Genomic DNA, 19,148 nt, shown 5'->3' with positions numbered 1-19,148 from the left:
ACCGAACGCAATCCAGCCAATCAGCTGCATAGTATAAACTCTAACTTTTGGGGGTAACCACCTTATCGTTCGTTTTTTATTGTTATTTCATTCTTTTGTCTCAGCTTCTTTTTCATAGTTTAGGAAATTATAAAATTTGAGCCTGTGGAATGATCTGGGCGTGTTGTGCTGCTTCCAGCTCTAGTACCCAGCAATCAAGCACATTCGCTTTTGTTCTTAATCAAAAATTAATTCATTAACCTTGTCTCTATCTAGCTTCTTAATTGTCTCTACAATTAATTTTACAGTGTTTTCAAAGTCATCACGATGCAAAATTCCAGCATGCGTATGAATATAACGAGTAGCTACTGTAATGGATAAAGAAGGTACACCATTGGCGGTTAAGTGGATAGAACCTGAATCTGTTCCTCCTCCTGCCATAGATGTAAATTGGTAAGGGATATTGTTTTCTTCAGCCGTTTCCACAACAAAGTCTCGCACACCCTTATGGGATACCATAGACGCATCATATAATACAATTTGTGGTCCCTTTCCTAATTTACTATCAGCATCATGATCAGGGACGCCAGGAGTGTCTCCAGCAATTCCTACATCAACTCCAAAGCCGATATCTGGTTCAATGGCATGAGCAGCTGTTTTTGCACCACGAAGCCCAACTTCCTCTTGAGTAGTACCAACTCCATAAACAATATTCGGGTGTTCTGAATCCTTCAGTTGCTTTAGCACTTCAATTGCAATCGCACAGCCGATACGGTTGTCCCATGCTTTAGCCAACAACAACTTCTCATTTTTTAAAGGTGTAAATTCGAAATATGGTACGATCGAATCTCCAGGCTTCACACCAAAATCTTCTGCTTCTTTTTTACTAGATGCACCAATATCTATAAACATGTCCTTAATTTCTACTGGCTTTTTACGAGCATCAGCTGAAAGAATATGTGGAGGCTTGGAACCTATAACTCCCGTAACATCACCTTTACTCCCCATAATTGTAACACGCTGTGCAAGCATAACTTGACTCCACCAGCCACCAGCTGTTTGGAAATAAATAAAACCATTATCGTCAATTCGAGTTACCATAAACCCTACTTCATCTAAATGACCGGCAACCATGATCTTAGGTCCATTCTCCTCACCTGTTTTCTGAGCAATTAGGCTTCCTAGGTTATCATAGAAAACTTCATCCGCATATGGAGAAATGTAATTTTTCATAATCTTTCTTGGTTCTTTTTCATTTCCTGGGATACCCTTTGCATCCGTAAGTTCCTTTAGCATCGTTAATGTTTCATCTTGTTTTGCCATATGTACATCACCTCATAACTTGATATATATTTATTATACCTTCATTGGCAGAAAGTACAAAATATTTGATCGTCATTAGTCCTAGTAGCCTTCATGCTGCCGGGTATAATTTACCTTATTTTTTTCTAAATATGCATACTTAACATCTTTTTCAGAAAAACCTAGTGCACTACCTAACTGTAAGTACGTTCTCCATAGTTGATCATATGTATATTCATTTTGATCTCGGTAGAATGCATCACAGACTGTAAACATACGTAAGAATAATTCTGTCTCCGTTTCATCTACACTGGGGAGAGCCTCTCCTTGATAGTAGTACCCTTTCGTTATACCTAAAGACAAGATAAAATGAATACCATCTACATATTCTTCCAAAATTACTGATTTTTCACTTCTAGGTTTATTACTCCAAAACTTAAAACATCTAGTTTCATTTGCTAACTCTCCTAGTTCAACTAGTAGTGCTAAAACCTTATCTTTAAATACCTCTTCTTTCTTAATGTTATTGTTTTTTTCGATATAACTATCTAATTCTGTTTGCATATTGTATAATTCTTTCCAATTCAATTTGTCCCCTCTTTTCTCTTTTTTACGATTGTATCATGAATCCATAAAAATAGTGAAACCTACGAACAGTATAGTACGTATAATAGGGTAATAATAATCAGGGAGACGGTTGTATGATCGTAATTTTATTTCGCATTCTTATCTTTATTGCACTTGCACTACTCATATATACGTGGGTACAATACTATAGAAATCCTCAACGACGACTTCTTATTGCAAAAGCTGAGCATAAGTTTTATTTTTTGGATGAACCAAATAACAGTAAAAAGAATGTTCAATTCGTATATAAAGGCTGCTTGTTTGAAGGAGAGAAGTACGTAGGAACAACAGAAGATGCATTTGAGGTTGTTAATATTCACGTAACAGTTAAAGACTCTTTAGAGTTACGAGGATTGACAAGAGATGATTTATATTTCTTAGAAAAAGAGATATTAATTCGTTACCCATATGCAGATATTGAGTGGAAACATCCAATCAATAAGTTATTTATAATGGATTAAACGGCACACATCATTTATTCATCGTGTGTGCCGCTAATCATGAATCATATACTTTCTTTTGTATGGACAGGGAAGAATTCTTGCCATTTAATTATAATTTCCTTTCTACGCAGTAAATAAAGAAATGGTAGCAATACAACTAGAAACACGAAGATATAAAGAGGAGTTAAATTCGAAATCCATTGGCCAATGGAAGTATATACGAATGCCAATGGAATGTTAGATAATAAGGATGATTTCGTGTAATCTTTAAATCCAGCTGATACCTCTAATAGACATAATGATAGTAAATGAAAGTGTATAAATGGAATTAGTCGTAGTAGTGCGATTTGTGAAGTTGTAAATGCGGATCGTTGGCCAACTATTTTTGATTTTAACTTCATAAATTTCTTTATTGATTTTGGCATTTTATTTACAATGAAATAAAATAAAATACTGGATAAGGTGATCCCAATTAAGGAATATAATGTACCTGCTACCGCTCCAAAAAGAATTCCGCCTGAGATGCAAATAAAAACTACTGGAAGAAAAAATAAGGGCCTTAATAAATGAAAACTAATAAACAATAAAGGAGCAAATAACCCCCCTGTCTCCATAACAGCCATTAAATAATTTCCGAAGCCCTCCATAACCCGCCTCCTCCTCATGCTGTGCTATTATAAACGCTAGGACGCGCATTAGTACATGTATATGACAAGAGACGAGCCTTTATGACATCTAGAGGAAGGAATAGCTAATTATTATTACTACTTGGGCTAGGAATAGAGCTGGTATGCCAATAACAAAAGATCGATGTTTTGTTTTGTGACGGAACGACTGCATCCCACCATTATGAAAAGTGAGTTTTTTGCACAAATAAACTCAACCTTTGTTATTACTAGGTTTTGAGCCAATTTAAATTATTTTTACTTTTGGACAAAATGTCAATCAACTTTCAGAAATGATTTGATTTTTCATTGGTGAAATATTACATTTTTTGTTTATTTATTACATACTAATTGGACAATTTCCTGACTGTATCTTTTTTATTAACTTATATCTGATTAGTCATTTCCTTGTGACTCATATTGTCTTTAAAGACTTATAAGGGGATACAATTAAACAATAGTTAACAATTTAAGTCAAAATAATAAATATTATTTAGCTATAAAAATAGAGTACTAAAACGGGTACAAACATACTAAACATAAGCGTCAAATAAACCCCACCTATTAATTTGGTTGAGGTTTCATGTATGCTTTATTTAAATTTATTTGGACCGAGACATTCAGCTGGAATTATCGCTGACCATGGTAAGAGTTGATCTAACTTGGTTTTATCTGTAGTATCCATATTTGGTAATTCCTCAAACAAATAGCTAAAGTAGTTAAATGTATTTGAACCATTTTCCACGGCCTGTTTCTACAACACTACAGATGATTGCGCTGTCTGTAATTAGCTTTTATGAAATATTAACTTCTCCAACTAACCCGCCCTGTAGGTGAAGGTTACATTATGCCGCCCGCGTATTAAAGGGAAAAATATTGTAAAATACGTTCCGTAATTCCTATGAAATCAACACTTCTAGCTTTTTGATTACATTGCAAATCCCTGTTCTCAAACATGAACATGAACAAAACATAAGCATATTATTCTTATTGAAAACAAAAATAATGTTTTAAACAACCCTTACTCTTACAAGTATTTTATTAAAAAAAATTTCAAGTGAACTCCACCCTGTCAAGGTGGGAAAGTGCTTCGGAATATAACAGATATAGTTTGATAATATTGGTATTATAGGCTATTTTTAAAGGCCTATACGCTACAATCAGATGTAATTGGTGGCAGTCTTTTTTATTTTGCCACCAGGTTGCCACCACTTGCCACCACTACTTTACCCTTTTTTTCTAACACTAACTACCTTTTCAAAACATCAGAGAAGGATTTAACAGTCACATATTGAATTATTTATACTATGGACGCTGACATTTGGAAAGTTGGAAATTTATGCTATTTGAATTAGATATAATTGATGTGATTTGTGATGATTTAGAACAGCAAGGTTATTTAATTATTAATAGAAAAACAGAAAGGAGACATGAAGGTATTGATATTATTGCTAAAAAGGATTCAGCTGATTCAAAAGAATTTTTCTATATTGAAGTAGTGGGTGGAACTAGTTCTGATCCAACGTCAAAAAAGTATGGGGAACCATTTGATAGTAGCCAGTGTAAGATTCATGTTGCTGAACAACTTTATAAATGTATGAAACATTTATCCGGTCCCAAAATAAAAGAAGCATATTATAAAATTGGAATAGCTTTTGAAGACAATGAATATTACCGTAAACATGTTGAGGAAATTAAACAAGCTTTAAATGACTTGAGTATTGATGTATTATTTGTAAAACAGGATAAAGAAATTAAATACCTTACATAATGCATTTTAATACAAAAATAAGCCAATGCAGTTATACAGAGGCTTATTTCAATACGATTTTGAGTCGTGCGGGTCTGCCAATTCCGCCACACCGTTTGATACTAAAGTTTTTCGCTTTATTTAACAATGCTAATTATGTATTTGTCCACACGATTTATATATACCTTATTTGCATTTTAAACTTATTTATATCGAAATACAATAATTAAATGGGCGTTTTTCTAGCTAATCTCCTTAATATTTTCCCAACTTGGATTTGTGAACGGAACATATACTTACTTTTTAAGATTTATCTTTTCGAATCAAAAATAGCAATATAATCACGTTTTCCCAAATTTCCTTTTCAATTCATTTTCTCCCTTTTCAAATATTTGTGGGGAAATTGTGGGCGTGTTGTGGGTTAGTTTGTGGGCAAGAGAGATAGTGCCTAAAACCCTTACAAATCATAAATACAAATTTGCACAGGTTGAGTGGCTTCAGGCCCACTCAATCATTTTTTTATACCATCTGTAAAGGCACTCTACCTATGTAGACTGCTGATTGTAGGAAATAAATTTGACCAAGTAAAAACGAGATTTAGCTTTGTTCACCTTTCAACTGGAAATACCAGAGTAACCTTAATGTATATAAAATAGCCACATAACCCGCAAACCCTTTAATAACAAGGTTTACAAGGCTATGTGGCTTTATTTTGGCGGTTTAGGGGTACCCCCCCCTATCGAATTATGCGATTTTTCGCGTGTTAGCCGGACGCGGTCGTCATATTGAAGCTTGTAGAGATTTGACTCCCCCTAGGGCCTCTTTACTTATTCCATGCTATTGTTTACAACGCTCTTTGTTTCATCAATTTTTCTATTTGCATACAAGACAACATCTTTTATAACAAGCTTTTGGATTGCGGATATTAGCGTTTCCATAAACTCATAATCGGGTTTGTTATTTTTAATAGGGAGACTTATAAATTTATTTCTGACTACATTCCAACCACCCAATTTATTTTTATATGAATATTTCGGCAAATCTGTTACTTCATTGATGCATGGAACAGTAAATAAATACTGATTTTTAGATAGTTCCCTATCGTCATAAATCCATTTAATTGCATAAGCATCAGATAAAACTGTAAATTCCCTCGATTGAAAATACGCTCGATACACATCACTATTAGAGGGAATAGAAATTACATTCTCCAAAATAGTTGCGTTTTCTTTAGGGGCAAAATAGTTTAATCCTTGGTTCATAAAACTGGAAGTAAGGCATGGAAGGATGTATTTTCCTGTTGGCTCCTTAGGTAGTTCTTTTGCTTTATAAGGTAATTTTTTTGTCTTTATCCTTTCGAATAAATATTTCATCTGATACTCTTTCCACTCAACCTCATTGAAGGATCTTAGCACCCTTTCTTCTTCTTCTGTTAACTCAAAATCATTTAGTCCAGTAGCTAATAAATAGTCTTCCAACTCTGCTATACGCTCTGCTTCCAACTCTGCTATAAAGCTTTCCATAAAATCAAAATCTATTTCTCCATTCTTGGTGGGTAGTTGGATTTTAGTTTTATTAAAAACTCTTTCAAAATCACGCACTAATACATTCTTAAAAACTTGTTCGTTTTTGTTTAATAAACTACAGAAATAAGCGGCTAATCTTGGGCTTAAAGAAAATAATTTAGGAATTGCTCTTTTTGTAAATTGTCCTGCATAAAAATCATTTTGCATATAGAAAAACTTCATCCCTAACATTCCAACAGCCAAACAATTACCTTTTATTTTGTGTTTTTCATCTAAATAATCTACATAGCCCGCTATCCCATTATTGAAAACTGTTCTCGTAAAATATGCATATTCTCCATTTTCATTAAATGAAAAACTATCTTTATTTAATTGTGGATTCCCTTTTATTTCAAATAAATCACCTAGCTTATATTCGCCCCACTTAACTTCCTCTAATCTCATGTTAAGTGAGGCACCTATTTTCCCAGGCTTTCATCTCCTTTGTTTTGTTGCTTTAAAATATTAGCAACTTCCCAAGCTAAATAGTCGCTTACAGTTTTTTTGAATTCTTGCAAAGTAGGCTTGGTGTCTAACGGTACACTTTTATTCCAATCGGCTCCATTTAGAGGGTCTATAGTATCTTCATAATACTCTTTATCAGTAAAAATATTAAGCTTGCTCTTTCCAAATCTAACCAAATTCACTAACTCTTCATATCGTTCTTTAGCTCGATCTGTATCTTTCAAATTATTATTTGCTTTTTTACGATTTGTTCTAGTGTATCCATCATTAGAAAAATCGATAAACTTTACCATTTCATCTTTATGATGTTTTTCATTTACTTTAAAAACATATATATTTGTTTGTACACTTGATTTTCCAATGAAAATATCCACTGGCATTTTAATACTTGCTAAAAGAGTATGCTTTTCCAAAATTCGTTTGTTATATTCTGTAGCTTTTCCTGAACCTGCTGAACTCTGAATAATAATAGCTGCATAACCTTTATTCATCATTCCTAGTGCTTTTTCAACAAAGTTCATTCCACTTCCATTGGCAGAATATGGAGGATTTAATACGAAAGCATCAGCAGGGAATTTGCTATTTGTTTTACCAAAACCATAATTACCATCAAAGTCTTTTAATGAGTCTTTATTTAAAATATTTGAACTTCCGTCACCCATCAAAATCATATTTAGAATTGCCAACATATATACACTTGAAAGTAACTCTAACCCTAACAATTGTTCACCTTTTATTCTAATCTCTTTTTGAGTAAGCTCTTCAGGTGAAGTAATTGTATTTTTAGCATCAATAAGCATTTCATTCATAGCAGCAACCAATAATCCAGCAGAACCTGTGGCAAAATCCCACACGTAAGAATCTTTGTTAACTCGTGCTAATTTCACCAAGAGGGTAGCAATATAAGATGGAGTAAGAACTACATCATTAAGTTTATCTTGTGAAAAACCAAGCCATCCATACATTTCATTAAAAAGTTTACCTGTGAAATCGGTTGTCAAACCTATTTTATAATATATCCCTAAATCATCTACAATTTTAGTAAAAACCCTTTTAAGTTGACTCTCGCCATTTTCAACTTTGTTAATATTATTAGTTAAAAGAGTATTTTGTAAAGTTCTTATAATTAGTTCTTTTTTCTCTTTTGGTAGTTCTTTTTCATCCAAAAAAGCCTTTATTTTCCTTACTATTATTTCACCGTCAGTATTTCCTTTTTCAGTTGAAGATTTTAAATCAGTTTTTTCTAGAGGTGTAACTTTCCCAGGTATTCCAAGTGTTGCGATAATAGAAGCCGCAACTAGATAAACACGGTCATTCTCACCTAATCCTTTTTCGTTTTGATAAATATCGTTATTAAGTTTTACTAAACTAGCATCAATCTCTTTTTCTCGTTGTTCTTTTAGCTTATCAAGTTCTTCTTGTGATAAATGTAGTGTTTTTACTTTGCTAACAAACTCATCAAAATTTGCAGGTGCTAAAAACGAAAGGTCTGAATACTCCCCTACCTTTTGCCCTATTCCTAAATTGCTCTTTGAAACATAATAAACTCCTATTTCATGTCTAATTTGTCCATTTTCTTCTTTGTAACCAGTCATTCCAATGGCAATAATATCTGTATAGCTGGTATGATGTAGCAAAGCATTTGCGTAATGCACCGCACCATTTACTGCATAAGAATTTATATTTTTAAAATGTGGCTCATTCTTGGCAGTTTTATTTTCAACTTGTCCATTACTATCAAGTTTTACAAGTTTATTTTTATAGCCTTTATATTCAATAAGAACAGGATAAAAATCTAGATTCTTGTCTTGTAAAAGCAATTTTGCATCAGGACGATTTGCGCCTGCTCCGCCATTTTTTGTAAAGTAATCAGAAAGTGCTTTGTCTATTTCAGTATTTAAAGCCTCCTGTTCTAATTTATAATCTAATTTGTAAGATTTAAGCCAACCATTCCCTAAATCGGCAATATTGGGTTCTATTGATTTCGCCACTTGTTAAAACCTCCTACTATTTGTCTTCTGTTATAAATTCTAATATTTCATCGACTCCACAATTAAGTACAATACAGATTTTCTCTATACTTTCAAGTGAAACATATCTATTTCTTTTTAGGCGTGTAATAATGTTTGCACTAATGCCCGCCTTTTCAGCAAGTTCTGCATTTGTCATTTCCTTGTCTATAAGCAATTTGAACAATTTATTGTAGCGGACAGCCATTGCTGAAGCCTCCTTTTATTACATTCTAAACAGAATTTTATCACGAATACGTGAATAATTAAATTAAAATATGAATATTATGCCAAACATATACCATATCAGTCTTCATACTACTACATTTTTCATAATACAAATTCTGACTCATTTCAAACAAACACCAGTAGGAAGTCCATTGATACAAAGTGCGAATACTGTGGTTAAACTATTTCGTATCGTAAACTTAACTATCGTTTACTATCTTTAAACACCAAACAAACACCAACATAAAATTAAAGTCGCTTAAAATAGCGTGTTTTCGGGCTTTGTGCCGTATCAGTGTTAATGTTCTCGAATATTAGAACATACTTTAATGTCTATAAGTTACAACTTTTAGACACACAGTAATATAAATAAAAATGGTATTATTAATGCTATTGGTTTTGTCTAAAAGTTAGTTTATAATCAAAAGTGCAAAAGATCATAACTTCCAGTCAAATGGAGGAATCTAAATGGCTATCATTGGTTATGCAAGAGTAAGTACAGTTGGACAAGATTTAGAATCGCAAATTGAAAAATTAAAAGAATATGGCTGTGAAAAAATATTCATGGAGAAACAAAGTGGATCAAAATCTGATAGAGAGGAACTAGTAAAGGCATTAGATTATGTACGTTCGGGAGATAAATTAGTTGTATATAAGCTGGATAGGTTAGCTAGAAGTACTTTTGATCTACATAGAATCGCAAGGAGTCTACAAGAACGTGAATAGGATTAGTATTCATAAAAGAACAGATTGATTTTACTACACCCGCGGGAAAATAAATGTTTACAATGCTTGGCATTATTGCTGAATTTGAACGAGATTTAATTAACGAGCGTACAAAGGAAGGGCGTGAACGTGCCAAGAAATAAGGGAAACACATGGGACGTAAAGGAAAAGACGATAAGGATGTTAAAAAAGCACTTAAGCTTTATTTTGAAAGAACTAAAAATGGTTTAAGTGTAAATGATATTGTAAAAATGACTAGTGTTCCACGATCTACTATTTATGCAAAAATTAAAAAACGTTAAATTTTAACAGATCTAGCACAACTATTGTAGATTGAAATATTTATAATAAGATCAACTTCATATTTATCACATGAGGAGATGAGATTAATGAAGTGGGTAGTAGAAATTAGTAAAGATAGATTTGAGTTATTGAAGGAATTAGAAGAAAAACAAGAAGATGAAATAAAAATTGCTGCAGATAAGCTCAATAAACTATGGGCAGAAATTAATTTTATTGACCAGATCATTGATTCCTATAAAGACTATCAACTTTTTAAGGAAGAAAATAATATATCAACTAGAAATATAGTTAGGTCAATTAATAATTATTTAACAGCTTATTAAGGATTTATTGATCGTTGGGAAGCTTATTTAAAAAGAAATAGAAGCGAAGAGTATGTTCAATTTTATAAAAATACTCTTTCAAATATATATGATGAGTACTTTGAATATAGATTAATATATAATTTAAGAAATTATTCACAGCATGTAGGTGGACCTATTACAACAATTAGTAAATCACTTCTGGCTTTCCATTTCAAAATAAACCTAGATTAGCTATAGAAATGCCTAGTTTTAAAATAGGTAAGAAGTTAGTATATTTTAAGGGGTTAGCTTGGCTTAAAGTTGGAGAAACAAGTGGTTTTGATTTTGAAGACGGTTTTGATAGATATTTTGCTATATATATGCCTAAAGGATTAATGATGAAAGAGTATCAAGAGAAATATCAAAGTTTTAAAAATGAAATTGACAGTCTCCTTAAGAGATAGCTAGATACAAGCACTCCGGGAGTAACCCAATGAATGGGGTATGCTTGTAACTATTTTTGTATAAGATCTCTAAAAACATAATATAATCAAGAGGCAAAAGTGTTTCCCAATAGAGTTTACCCTATCAGGACTAGTTCCTATTAAGATAGGAACTAAATTATTTAATATTCTAGTAATTTATCTATATTAAATTCCTTTGAAAAATATTCTTTAAATACTCTTATATTTGATTCAGGGACACCGAAATCAAACATAAACTTTTCGATAATACGTTCAGGTTTAGGATTTAAAATTGTTATTTGTGGATAATTTAATCTCTTTAAAAAAGCATTTTTAAAAAGGTTTTCACTTTGAATGTCCGTTTTGGGAAAAGAATACCCTATTATTATTATATGATCTGCTTTACTTAAAATTTCTTCAGAAGTATTCCATAATTCCTTAAAAAGTGTACCAAACATGTTATATGATTTATATTTCACAGGTGGGATTATCATTGGCATGGAAACCAACCCCGAGCTATTTGATGAGCCTTTTTCCGCATAGTACGCCCCTCGCTGCTTCATACTTATTAAAACCCTACCATTCTCTATCGATTTACCTCTATCTGGTAGATTAACAGGATAATAACCATAGGAAAAAGGGGTATACCCATTCATAAACCTTCCATCGTAAGTGGCATATGGTTGATTAGCATATTCATAGACATAAAATGTATCAGGGCCTAGTTCTTGTGTTAATGTGAATTTACCATCTTCTACAACCATGTAACTTGTCAACCAGTTCACTGAACCATGCAATTTAATTATTTTTGGAGCGTTAATTGTACTTTTATTGGTTTGAACCCACTCATCACGATATATCATTCTCGGTTTTACCAAGTACCCTGAACCCGGCTCCCAATTTGTAGTTCTGTACATTGCCCGATCCATAAGAGTATCCCAATTATAAGTGATAACAAAATCTTCATCTTTTAATAACTTAGCTAAATTTATATGGGGATTGGATATAGGACCATTTTGAATTTCATTAATAACTGAAGAAAATAGAAATACTAATTGCATGTAAACTCTATGCAAAATCATGACATCAACTTTATTATCCTGTTCGATTGCAATTTTCAACTTTTCCTCGATTTCAGAATGAAGTTTTTCAATATCAATGTTAAATGTGTTAAAATCTGAAGGGTCAACTTGATAGTTCTCTCTAACATAATTAATTATTTCTCCAACCCTTACCCATGGATTTTCGCTAATCTTTAATTTGTTAAAGGTTTTAAAAAAATCAAATGCTATTGGCATTCTAACATTGGTAGTAGACTGACTATAACTTTTGGATGCACCTGCTCCCATTATAAAAACATTCATAATTTCTTCCTTTCAATAACTATTTAAAACCTAGAAACATTTTACAATTACACTTCTAGACCTTTCTTCCTTCTATAATCTCATACCGACTACTAGATTTACAACCTGACATTAAGCTTCATTCTAAGAAAATACCTACACTGTAATTTATGAAACTAAAATATGACACCAATCATCAGTGCAAAGCTCTGAGCCAAAATTATTAATTTATGAAACCAAACAAATATATTTGGTCTGTTACAATTTTAATATTAACCTACCTTACCGAACCGTACCGTGCCCTACCGTTCCGAGGCTAACCGGACCTCACCCAACCTTACCGAACCAAATTGACCTATTTCATCAGCAATAAGGAGGTCACCCTTATTGAACGGTAATTAATACCGTTTCAAATTTTCATTCTCATCCCAAACCATATTTCGCCAATTAGGTGGTATTAGTCCACTTTTTATAGCACCCTGGATCATCCTTCTGTGGTTATGATCTAATCGGAGTACATGACATCTACGACATAGAGTTCTTAAATTTAGAAATTTATTATTTCCTATCACTCCACTCACAATATGATCTATATGACATTCATATAAGGAAAGTTCATATCCACAATTAACGCACTTTCCTCCATCTCTTTTCCAAATAATTGGTCGGATATTTTTATACCAAGTTTCTTTAGGGGATCTAATTTTAGGCATTTAGTTTCTCCTCCAAAATTTTAAAACTTACTACTTCAAATCTTCCATAACCTATTTTTCGTCCGTCTCCGAGTCCAGCAAATGCTCCCGCATCCAAGCAAAATGCTTCCATTTGTTGACGATTAATAAGTGTGTTCTCCCACATTATTACAAATTTTGTCTCCCACCCTATTGAAGTTGCAAGACGATATCTAATATTTTTTACTCCTCTTCTTGAAACTGGTCTAACATCAATATACACTTCTTTTGAGTTATCATTAGTTAATGCATCTTCATTTGTTACAAATCTGTTTAATAAGATTTTATCATCAAGTACTTGTAATGATGCAGATACAACCGATTCCATAGTTCCTCGTCCTTTAGGTGTATGCCTTGCCCCAGCTCTTATACAAGAAAAAATATAGTCTGGATTAAGATATAATTGACCATCAGAAGTTACTTGGTAGGTTTTCTTCCATTCTTCAGGATTATTTCCAGCAACACCTGCTTTTTCCTTCTTTATCAGAGGAATCGAATCAATTGTAAAATTGTTAAATAATAATGGTCTAATTCCTTTAATGTGAACTACTGCCCTAATAAGAGACATCTTCACCCTCCTTTTTTTGTACTTATAAGTACAATTTTTACCTTTTTTTGCATTTTATACATCTTATATTGTTTATCTCTCTTTTCTACTCTTAAAGAGAGGTGATAATTTATGTCTGATTTTTTAAAGTTGGTAGGTAATAATATAAGGATGCTAAGAAAAGAGCAAGGGTTAACACAAGAAGAACTGGCTGAAAAAGCAGAACTACAACATTCATATATCGGCGGCATAGAGCGTGGAGAAAGGAACATTTCCTTACTAACAATGGAGAAAATAATTATAGCCTTAAATATATCTCCCAGAGCTCTTTTTGATTATAACGGTATTGAAATAACTAATTCTAATCAAATTATAAAAGCACACGAAGATTTTCTTAAAACACGTGACATTGAGGAAATAAAATCTATCCATAAAATAGTTAAAGAAATCACTGGTTTAATAGATAGCAAGAAGAAAAAGTAACTCCTAGTATTTACAACCATAATTACTAATATTTACTAAGACCATATTTGCAGATATTTTTGGGGGAATTCTTCTTTATTTAAGAAAGTAATGAATACATTTCAAAATATACTCATTTGCCCATAGTTTTAATCGGCTCCCCCCCCAAGAACTTGTAAATTTTTCTTTTGTGTTTTTTAAGCACCGTGACGGCAATCTCTTTTCCTGGCAAGTAATCATTTTTGAACTATATATGAATATGATGAATTGATAAAGAGAGGTTAATCTAAAGAATCTAAACAGTACATAGTAAAGCACTATATTTAATAAATAAAAAATAGTATATGGATTATTAACTTATATTCCAATTCTCCAATATATTATTTATTATATAAAAATTCATCCAATATAATCAGGATGAATTTTTATTGTTGAATAGTATATTTGTATCTTTCTTATTATACATTAGCTTTTTCTTTCATACTTTTTTTCATACTTATCATTTCAAATAAACGTAAGAAAAAGGAATTTGAAGTTCGCACATTGGCAAATATACATTGAAAAAAAACTTCATTCAAATTGATAACGTCACCACAAAATCATTTAAAATTAATTATAAAGTATATATTTCCAACAGAAGAAAGTGACTGAATTTTAATCAGCCCCTTTCTTAAAGATACTGGTTTGTCTCCTTTCCGATGTAGCTCCTATGATTCGTGTTAATTCTCATTAAATAGTGATGGCTCTTTGATATTTAGCATTAGCCCTATTATTATATTCATACAAATGAACTTCGGGTAGCATGTTTTGGTTAATGCAGCGACCGATTTCCACAGCCAATCCTGCTGGACCAAAATAGAACAAGTGAATTTCTGAATACTGATTATCATTTTGTAATCGGTATATTTCTTTTCGAAAGACACTTTTCAGAACTTCAACATCATTCTCATACAAAACAGCATTTAATTTAGGCTCATCAATTTTGATATTCAACCTTTGGAATGAATCATCAACCGCATCTTTTATATCCTGTTCATGAATATTTCCACTCACTTGAACGGTAACCACTAGTTTATCATGAGCTTTTTCCGATATCTTTACTTCTGGCATAAGTACATTTTTATCAGGATTCACATTTTCATGACACCACAATTGAGTGTCCCTATCAAACTGATGAACAACAGCAGTTGTTGTATCGGATATCAAACATCCCAAATGGATTAATAACGGAATTGGAGATAGTGGGAAAACATAAAGATAGGTACCCTCATTTTCTCTCTTTGAATTTACCACTTTACGGAAGAAATCCTCATTATCTTTTTTTGCAGTATCCCATCCCTCTTCTGTAAAATCAGTAAATTCCTCTTGAAAAGAAACCGCATCCAACAATAAACAGTTTGTCTCCTTTGATAAAAGGATGGAATCGACAGGCATTGGGTTCTTTCGCTTGTGAACCACCACTATTGCCTTATTTTTCTTAAAAAGCTGTTCTCTCACCCAGCTTTCATGTTTTTCTTTCATTTCAAACAGTTCTTGGGGAGGGTACGCCTTAAAATTTGTGTCAATTGTATGGTGACAGGGACTGCACATAAGCATAAGGTTCTCAAGGGAATCAATATTCTCGTCCGTTATGCCGAATTTTTCTGCAAATTCTCGCCTCGGTCCGCCCTTCTTTCCTTTCCCCTTTGCTTTACCAATAATGTGAGCTCTCTCTCCAATATTCACTTTTGCATCAACATCATTCAAAATTAAGGCAGTTTTACACTTGGCACACATTCCACCTGAACTTACCCATAAAGAACGGTCATCCACCGTGGATAATTTAAAAGGGTCCCTGCTCATTTGTTCCACTCCTCTAACTTGTTTATTTTTTCACTCTCCCGATTACCTACCCACGCTGCAATGGATTCTGTCCCAATAATTATGAAAAAAAGGAATGATGACTCACACTGCGTCTTTCTCAACACTTTCTTCCACTCCTTTCTATCATGAGAAGAAGGAGAAGGATGCTTCTCTGGATGAGTATGCCATTCTCCCACATAATTAAAAGTACCATCACTTTCTTCCCAAACTTTATCAACTATTTCCTGATGGGTTTCTAGGTACTTTCTAAAAAAGCATCTTTCACGTGTGTCTTTTTCAGTTGGTTCTGTTATTAAATCAATGATGATATCACCAGAGCCTTCTAAAAACCTCCCCATTAAAACTCCACCTGCTTCCGTATCCGTGCTTTCTAGTTGACGATACACACGTAACCTATCTAGAACATCATCGTTTATCTTTAATTTTGAGGTTTTCCCAAAGTAGAAAATCATGGTGTTTCACCCGTCTGACATATTAAACAATTTTCGTTCTTATATAGAAAGCGAGTATCAAATAATTTGTCAGAAGAAAATTCATACCTCTTACTTAAGTGATATCCTTGCCTTAGGAGTTCAGAAGGATCCCCCTTCCAAGACATAAGTGGGTTGTCCTTTTCTTCACCTGTCAAAACCCTTAAAGCCAATCTAGTCGCCATAACGGCAGTCTCAAGGGCATCTATTGAACCATAGGGCGTGAAAACAGATTGACATCCTGCTAATGATTTTCGGAAATTTTGACCTGGAGCTGCAAATGACGCTTGGTTTGCAATTAATCGTCGCGGGGCATCAGGTCGAGAAAATAGACACTGAAAGCAACCCTTTGTTCCTTTTTTCGTTGATAAGGCATGTCCACCTAATCCAAGAGGGTCCAGCCATGTGAAAATGATAGGTATAGTCCATTCCATTTGACGTATCATTTCATTTAAGTATAGCTCTTCCGTCGGGGAGCCCAGAGCGATGATAACCAAGTCAGAGTCAAGCAATAGTTGAGGTTCTTCATGAAGAATTTCCAGAATATCCGAGGTTTCATAATCAACCTCGATAAACGGAAATTTATTCTTCATAGCTCTTTTCATCGCCTCTGTCTTAGGAAAATGATAATATCTTTCAGTACCTTTAAAATAAACATCACTTATTCCTAATTCATGCCGATAAACGTTATCGATATCTAGGCTGTCTTTGTCAACCAAAGTAAACCTACCAATCCCAGCTTGAGCTAATTCAAAGCATATCCTGCTTCCTAATGAACCTAGCCCAACGACCGTCACTCTCTTATCGGAGATTCTACTATGCCCCTGTGTTCTATTTAGCAAGTAACCCTTATCATGTCGCTTGATATCCAATGGAGACAATTCAAATGCAGCCTGTTTCTTCCTCAAAGGGTGGAGAAAAGGAAAATGCTTTCCTTTTCCCTGTTCAGCACGGAAATCAGAAAGCCTTAACCCTATAAGAGCTCTTTGCTCATTTAGAATAGGAATTCCAAGTACGATATACTCTTCATCCCCCTTCTGTATTAACTTCTTCTTCAAATATTGCTTGAGCCTTTTCTTGGTTGATGCCGTAATATTGTTGTTTATAAGGTGACGATAATCCTTGATATCCCATGTCTCCCAAAATGCAGGTGGTCTCAAGGAAGAAGATTTTCTCAAAGGAATATATATTCCTTTGCTCTCTTTAAATTCATCTAACACTCTACTGCTATATAAATTGTTTAGATATTGAACTATACTTTCATTAATTCTATCCAATAAAATTGATTTTCTTCTCTTCTCATCGTGAAATACCAATATCTTTTTAAAACGTTCTTCGGGAGTGATAATAGCATCCACGCGGCAAATCCCTTCTTGCCTTGACCAAAGCGCTTCAAACTCAACCAAGAAGTCCTCTGAGTTCAATTTAAGAACGCCCTCTTCCAGCGTTCTTTTCGCACGCTGAAACGATTCATGTATAATCCCCTTAGGGTTGTTCCTATCGAGCAGTACCCCTTCGTCATGTGAATAACATATAAATCCATCTGGTTCTATATGAGGAATAAATCCAGCTTCTTGACGATTTTTCAAGAAATACATAGGTTTTTTCAAAGGAAAGTGAGAAGGAAGAGCAAGCTGAATCGTGAATTGCATTTCCGACACACTCATCTTCCCCTCAAATACATTTAGAAACTGACTTCGTTCACTTTTTAATTGGTGTACATCTACTGCCTGCACTTCTGTAAAGAGCTCGGTCAAGTCCAGGTTTTCAATAGTATAAACATCTGACATAAACACACCTCATGCAGAAGAATGGTCTACCATGATGGCTGGTCCTCTCTGCTGAGCGGATTCCTTCTTGGTCGGAACAGGGAAGTCTTCTCCAAACTCTTTTTGTAAAATTTCGCATGCCTTTACTGGGTCAGTTTCATCTCTTGCCTCTATTAAACTATCATGTAAGGATTCCAGCTTAGACTTAAAATTCTTCATTTGACCGCCTGTCATCTTCTCGTAAATATCGTTATATGGAGGGGTAGGTAGATTAACCTCTAACCTTTCTTCCAATTCAGCATCATCATTAAACCTATAACTAAAAGAGTTAATCATATTTTGAACAAACGATTCCAATGAGTCCAAATCATCGTATGTCTTAGTAAATGCACTATAGGAGAAATGCGGATGAAATTGAGTTAAACCAGCTACAGTTAATCCAATTCCTGAAGGGCGGTTCACGACACCCTTAAACTTCAAATCTTTCCATCGCTTTAAATATCGAATAATCCTTCTGAATTGCTTACGGTCTTCTTTATCAGTAAGGTTTTCTTTGATTGTTCTCACCAACTCTTTTGGATCAGAATGCTCCCAGGTCCTGCTTTCACTCCAACTGCCGAGCTTCCCTTTTGCAAGGTATGTTTGACCATCATCATTTTCATCTGAATATATCGTAAAGTCTACATGATAATTGAGATCCTCCTCATTACCTTCTCCTTCGAACTTTACAGTCACACAAGGATACTTCATATCGGTGTCTTCATAATTATCCTTAAATGCATTATATACAAGCTTCTTTACTGTAACTGGATTAGGATAGTCTTCAGTTGAGATGTTAAACAATAAGCCGACATCGATATCATAGTCGCCGCCCTCTAATGGCTTAACTCCAGTGTGCATTGTATAGCTACCTTGATGAAAAATATCATACTTGCCTTCTTCAAAGTCGATGTTTTCTTTTAAGACCTCGAGCAACTCCTCACGTTTTTCTCGTAGGGCTTTGTTATCATCGATTTCTAACTTGATTGCATCATGAAAATCAAGGAAATAAGATTGTAGGTTACCCATCCTTTTGTACCTCCCTCTATAAATTAAAATTATCTCAGAATTACTCCGTTTTTCTCCCGTTTACTTTATATCATTCAAAGAGAAT

General features: G+C 33.6%; 18 protein-coding genes and 1 pseudogene. 6 read left to right on the top strand and 13 right to left on the bottom strand.

Annotation, left to right across the window (positions count from 1 at the left end; all coding sequences use genetic code 11):
* Positions 1-216: 216 nt before the first annotated feature.
* Positions 217-1,302 (bottom strand): M42 family metallopeptidase, encoded by a 1,086-nt coding sequence (locus Q1A47_RS15505; RefSeq protein ID WP_026683076.1) that lies wholly within the window; start codon positions 1,300-1,302, stop codon positions 217-219.
* An 81-nt stretch (positions 1,303-1,383) separates the two neighbouring features.
* On the bottom strand, positions 1,384-1,869 hold the full coding sequence (locus Q1A47_RS15500; RefSeq protein WP_121605462.1) for a dUTP diphosphatase: 486 nt from the start codon (positions 1,867-1,869) through the stop codon (positions 1,384-1,386).
* Positions 1,870-1,982: 113 nt separating this feature from the next.
* On the opposite strand from Q1A47_RS15500, the gene Q1A47_RS15495 reads away from it, so the two are divergent.
* Positions 1,983-2,369 (top strand): hypothetical protein, encoded by a 387-nt coding sequence (locus Q1A47_RS15495; RefSeq protein WP_026683078.1) that lies wholly within the window; start codon positions 1,983-1,985, stop codon positions 2,367-2,369.
* A 44-nt stretch (positions 2,370-2,413) separates the two neighbouring features.
* Here Q1A47_RS15495 and Q1A47_RS15490 read toward each other — a convergent pair whose 3' ends face one another.
* Positions 2,414-2,998, bottom strand: a complete 585-nt coding sequence (locus tag Q1A47_RS15490; protein WP_026683079.1) for a TVP38/TMEM64 family protein — start codon at positions 2,996-2,998, stop codon at positions 2,414-2,416.
* 1,339 nt (positions 2,999-4,337) lie between these two features.
* Between Q1A47_RS15490 and Q1A47_RS15480 the strand changes: the two genes are divergently transcribed.
* Positions 4,338-4,787 (top strand): hypothetical protein, encoded by a 450-nt coding sequence (locus Q1A47_RS15480; protein WP_166530896.1) that lies wholly within the window; start codon positions 4,338-4,340, stop codon positions 4,785-4,787.
* 806 nt (positions 4,788-5,593) lie between these two features.
* On the opposite strand, the gene Q1A47_RS15475 is transcribed toward Q1A47_RS15480, so the two are convergent.
* The 3 genes from Q1A47_RS15475 to Q1A47_RS15465 are packed head-to-tail and all read right to left on the bottom strand — an operon-like array spanning position 5,594 to position 9,013.
* Positions 5,594-6,736 (bottom strand): restriction endonuclease subunit S, encoded by a 1,143-nt coding sequence (locus Q1A47_RS15475; protein WP_166530895.1) that lies wholly within the window; start codon positions 6,734-6,736, stop codon positions 5,594-5,596.
* 14 nt (positions 6,737-6,750) lie between these two features.
* The gene (locus tag Q1A47_RS15470; protein WP_166530894.1) at positions 6,751-8,787 is read right to left on the bottom strand and encodes a class I SAM-dependent DNA methyltransferase; all 2,037 of its coding nucleotides are present in this window, start codon (positions 8,785-8,787) and stop codon (positions 6,751-6,753) included.
* Between the two features lie 16 nt (positions 8,788-8,803).
* Positions 8,804-9,013, bottom strand: a complete 210-nt coding sequence (locus tag Q1A47_RS15465) for a helix-turn-helix transcriptional regulator (protein WP_166530893.1) — start codon at positions 9,011-9,013, stop codon at positions 8,804-8,806.
* 488 nt (positions 9,014-9,501) lie between these two features.
* Here Q1A47_RS15465 and Q1A47_RS15460 point away from each other — a divergent pair.
* The 3 genes and pseudogenes from Q1A47_RS15460 to Q1A47_RS15450 all read left to right on the top strand — a co-directional run bounded on the left by Q1A47_RS15460 (position 9,502) and on the right by Q1A47_RS15450 (position 10,810).
* Positions 9,502-10,061: pseudogene (locus Q1A47_RS15460) on the top strand (recombinase family protein).
* Positions 10,062-10,148: 87 nt separating this feature from the next.
* Positions 10,149-10,385, top strand: coding sequence for a hypothetical protein (locus tag Q1A47_RS15455; protein WP_166530892.1), 237 nt, complete (start codon positions 10,149-10,151; stop codon positions 10,383-10,385).
* A gap of 221 nt (positions 10,386-10,606) precedes the next feature.
* Positions 10,607-10,810, top strand: a complete 204-nt coding sequence (locus Q1A47_RS15450) for a hypothetical protein (RefSeq protein WP_166530891.1) — start codon at positions 10,607-10,609, stop codon at positions 10,808-10,810.
* A 161-nt stretch (positions 10,811-10,971) separates the two neighbouring features.
* Here the strand turns inward: Q1A47_RS15450 and Q1A47_RS15445 are convergent, their stop codons facing one another.
* From Q1A47_RS15445 to Q1A47_RS15435, 3 genes are all read right to left on the bottom strand, one after another.
* Complete coding sequence (locus tag Q1A47_RS15445; protein ID WP_299632442.1) at positions 10,972-12,159, bottom strand: SIR2 family protein; 1,188 nt, start codon at positions 12,157-12,159, stop codon at positions 10,972-10,974.
* Positions 12,160-12,551: 392 nt separating this feature from the next.
* Complete coding sequence (locus Q1A47_RS15440; protein ID WP_166530889.1) at positions 12,552-12,866, bottom strand: HNH endonuclease; 315 nt, start codon at positions 12,864-12,866, stop codon at positions 12,552-12,554.
* Complete coding sequence (locus Q1A47_RS15435; RefSeq protein ID WP_166530888.1) at positions 12,859-13,452, bottom strand: hypothetical protein; 594 nt, start codon at positions 13,450-13,452, stop codon at positions 12,859-12,861. Before Q1A47_RS15435 ends, Q1A47_RS15440 begins: the two co-directional genes overlap by 8 nt.
* 111 nt (positions 13,453-13,563) lie before the next feature.
* Here Q1A47_RS15435 and Q1A47_RS15430 point away from each other — a divergent pair, with 111 nt between their 5' ends.
* The gene (locus Q1A47_RS15430; RefSeq protein WP_166530887.1) at positions 13,564-13,914 is read left to right on the top strand and encodes a helix-turn-helix domain-containing protein; all 351 of its coding nucleotides are present in this window, start codon (positions 13,564-13,566) and stop codon (positions 13,912-13,914) included.
* Positions 13,915-14,622: 708 nt separating this feature from the next.
* On the opposite strand, the gene Q1A47_RS15425 is transcribed toward Q1A47_RS15430, so the two are convergent.
* The 4 genes from Q1A47_RS15425 to Q1A47_RS15410 are packed head-to-tail and all read right to left on the bottom strand — an operon-like array spanning position 14,623 to position 19,063.
* On the bottom strand, positions 14,623-15,735 hold the full coding sequence (locus tag Q1A47_RS15425; protein ID WP_166530886.1) for an SAVED domain-containing protein: 1,113 nt from the start codon (positions 15,733-15,735) through the stop codon (positions 14,623-14,625).
* Complete coding sequence (locus Q1A47_RS15420) at positions 15,732-16,208, bottom strand: Mov34/MPN/PAD-1 family protein (RefSeq protein WP_166530885.1); 477 nt, start codon at positions 16,206-16,208, stop codon at positions 15,732-15,734. Before Q1A47_RS15420 ends, Q1A47_RS15425 begins: the two co-directional genes overlap by 4 nt.
* On the bottom strand, positions 16,205-18,016 hold the full coding sequence (locus Q1A47_RS15415; RefSeq protein ID WP_166530884.1) for a ThiF family adenylyltransferase: 1,812 nt from the start codon (positions 18,014-18,016) through the stop codon (positions 16,205-16,207). The genes Q1A47_RS15420 and Q1A47_RS15415 overlap by 4 nt, the downstream gene beginning before the upstream one ends.
* A 9-nt stretch (positions 18,017-18,025) precedes the next feature.
* Positions 18,026-19,063 (bottom strand): nucleotidyltransferase, encoded by a 1,038-nt coding sequence (locus Q1A47_RS15410; RefSeq protein ID WP_166530883.1) that lies wholly within the window; start codon positions 19,061-19,063, stop codon positions 18,026-18,028.
* Positions 19,064-19,148 lie beyond the last annotated feature (85 nt).

The organism is uncultured Virgibacillus sp. (assembly GCF_947495635.1).
Classification (GTDB): domain Bacteria; phylum Bacillota; class Bacilli; order Bacillales; family Amphibacillaceae; genus Virgibacillus; species Virgibacillus salarius.
This window is presented reverse-complemented; position numbering and strand designations above follow the sequence as displayed.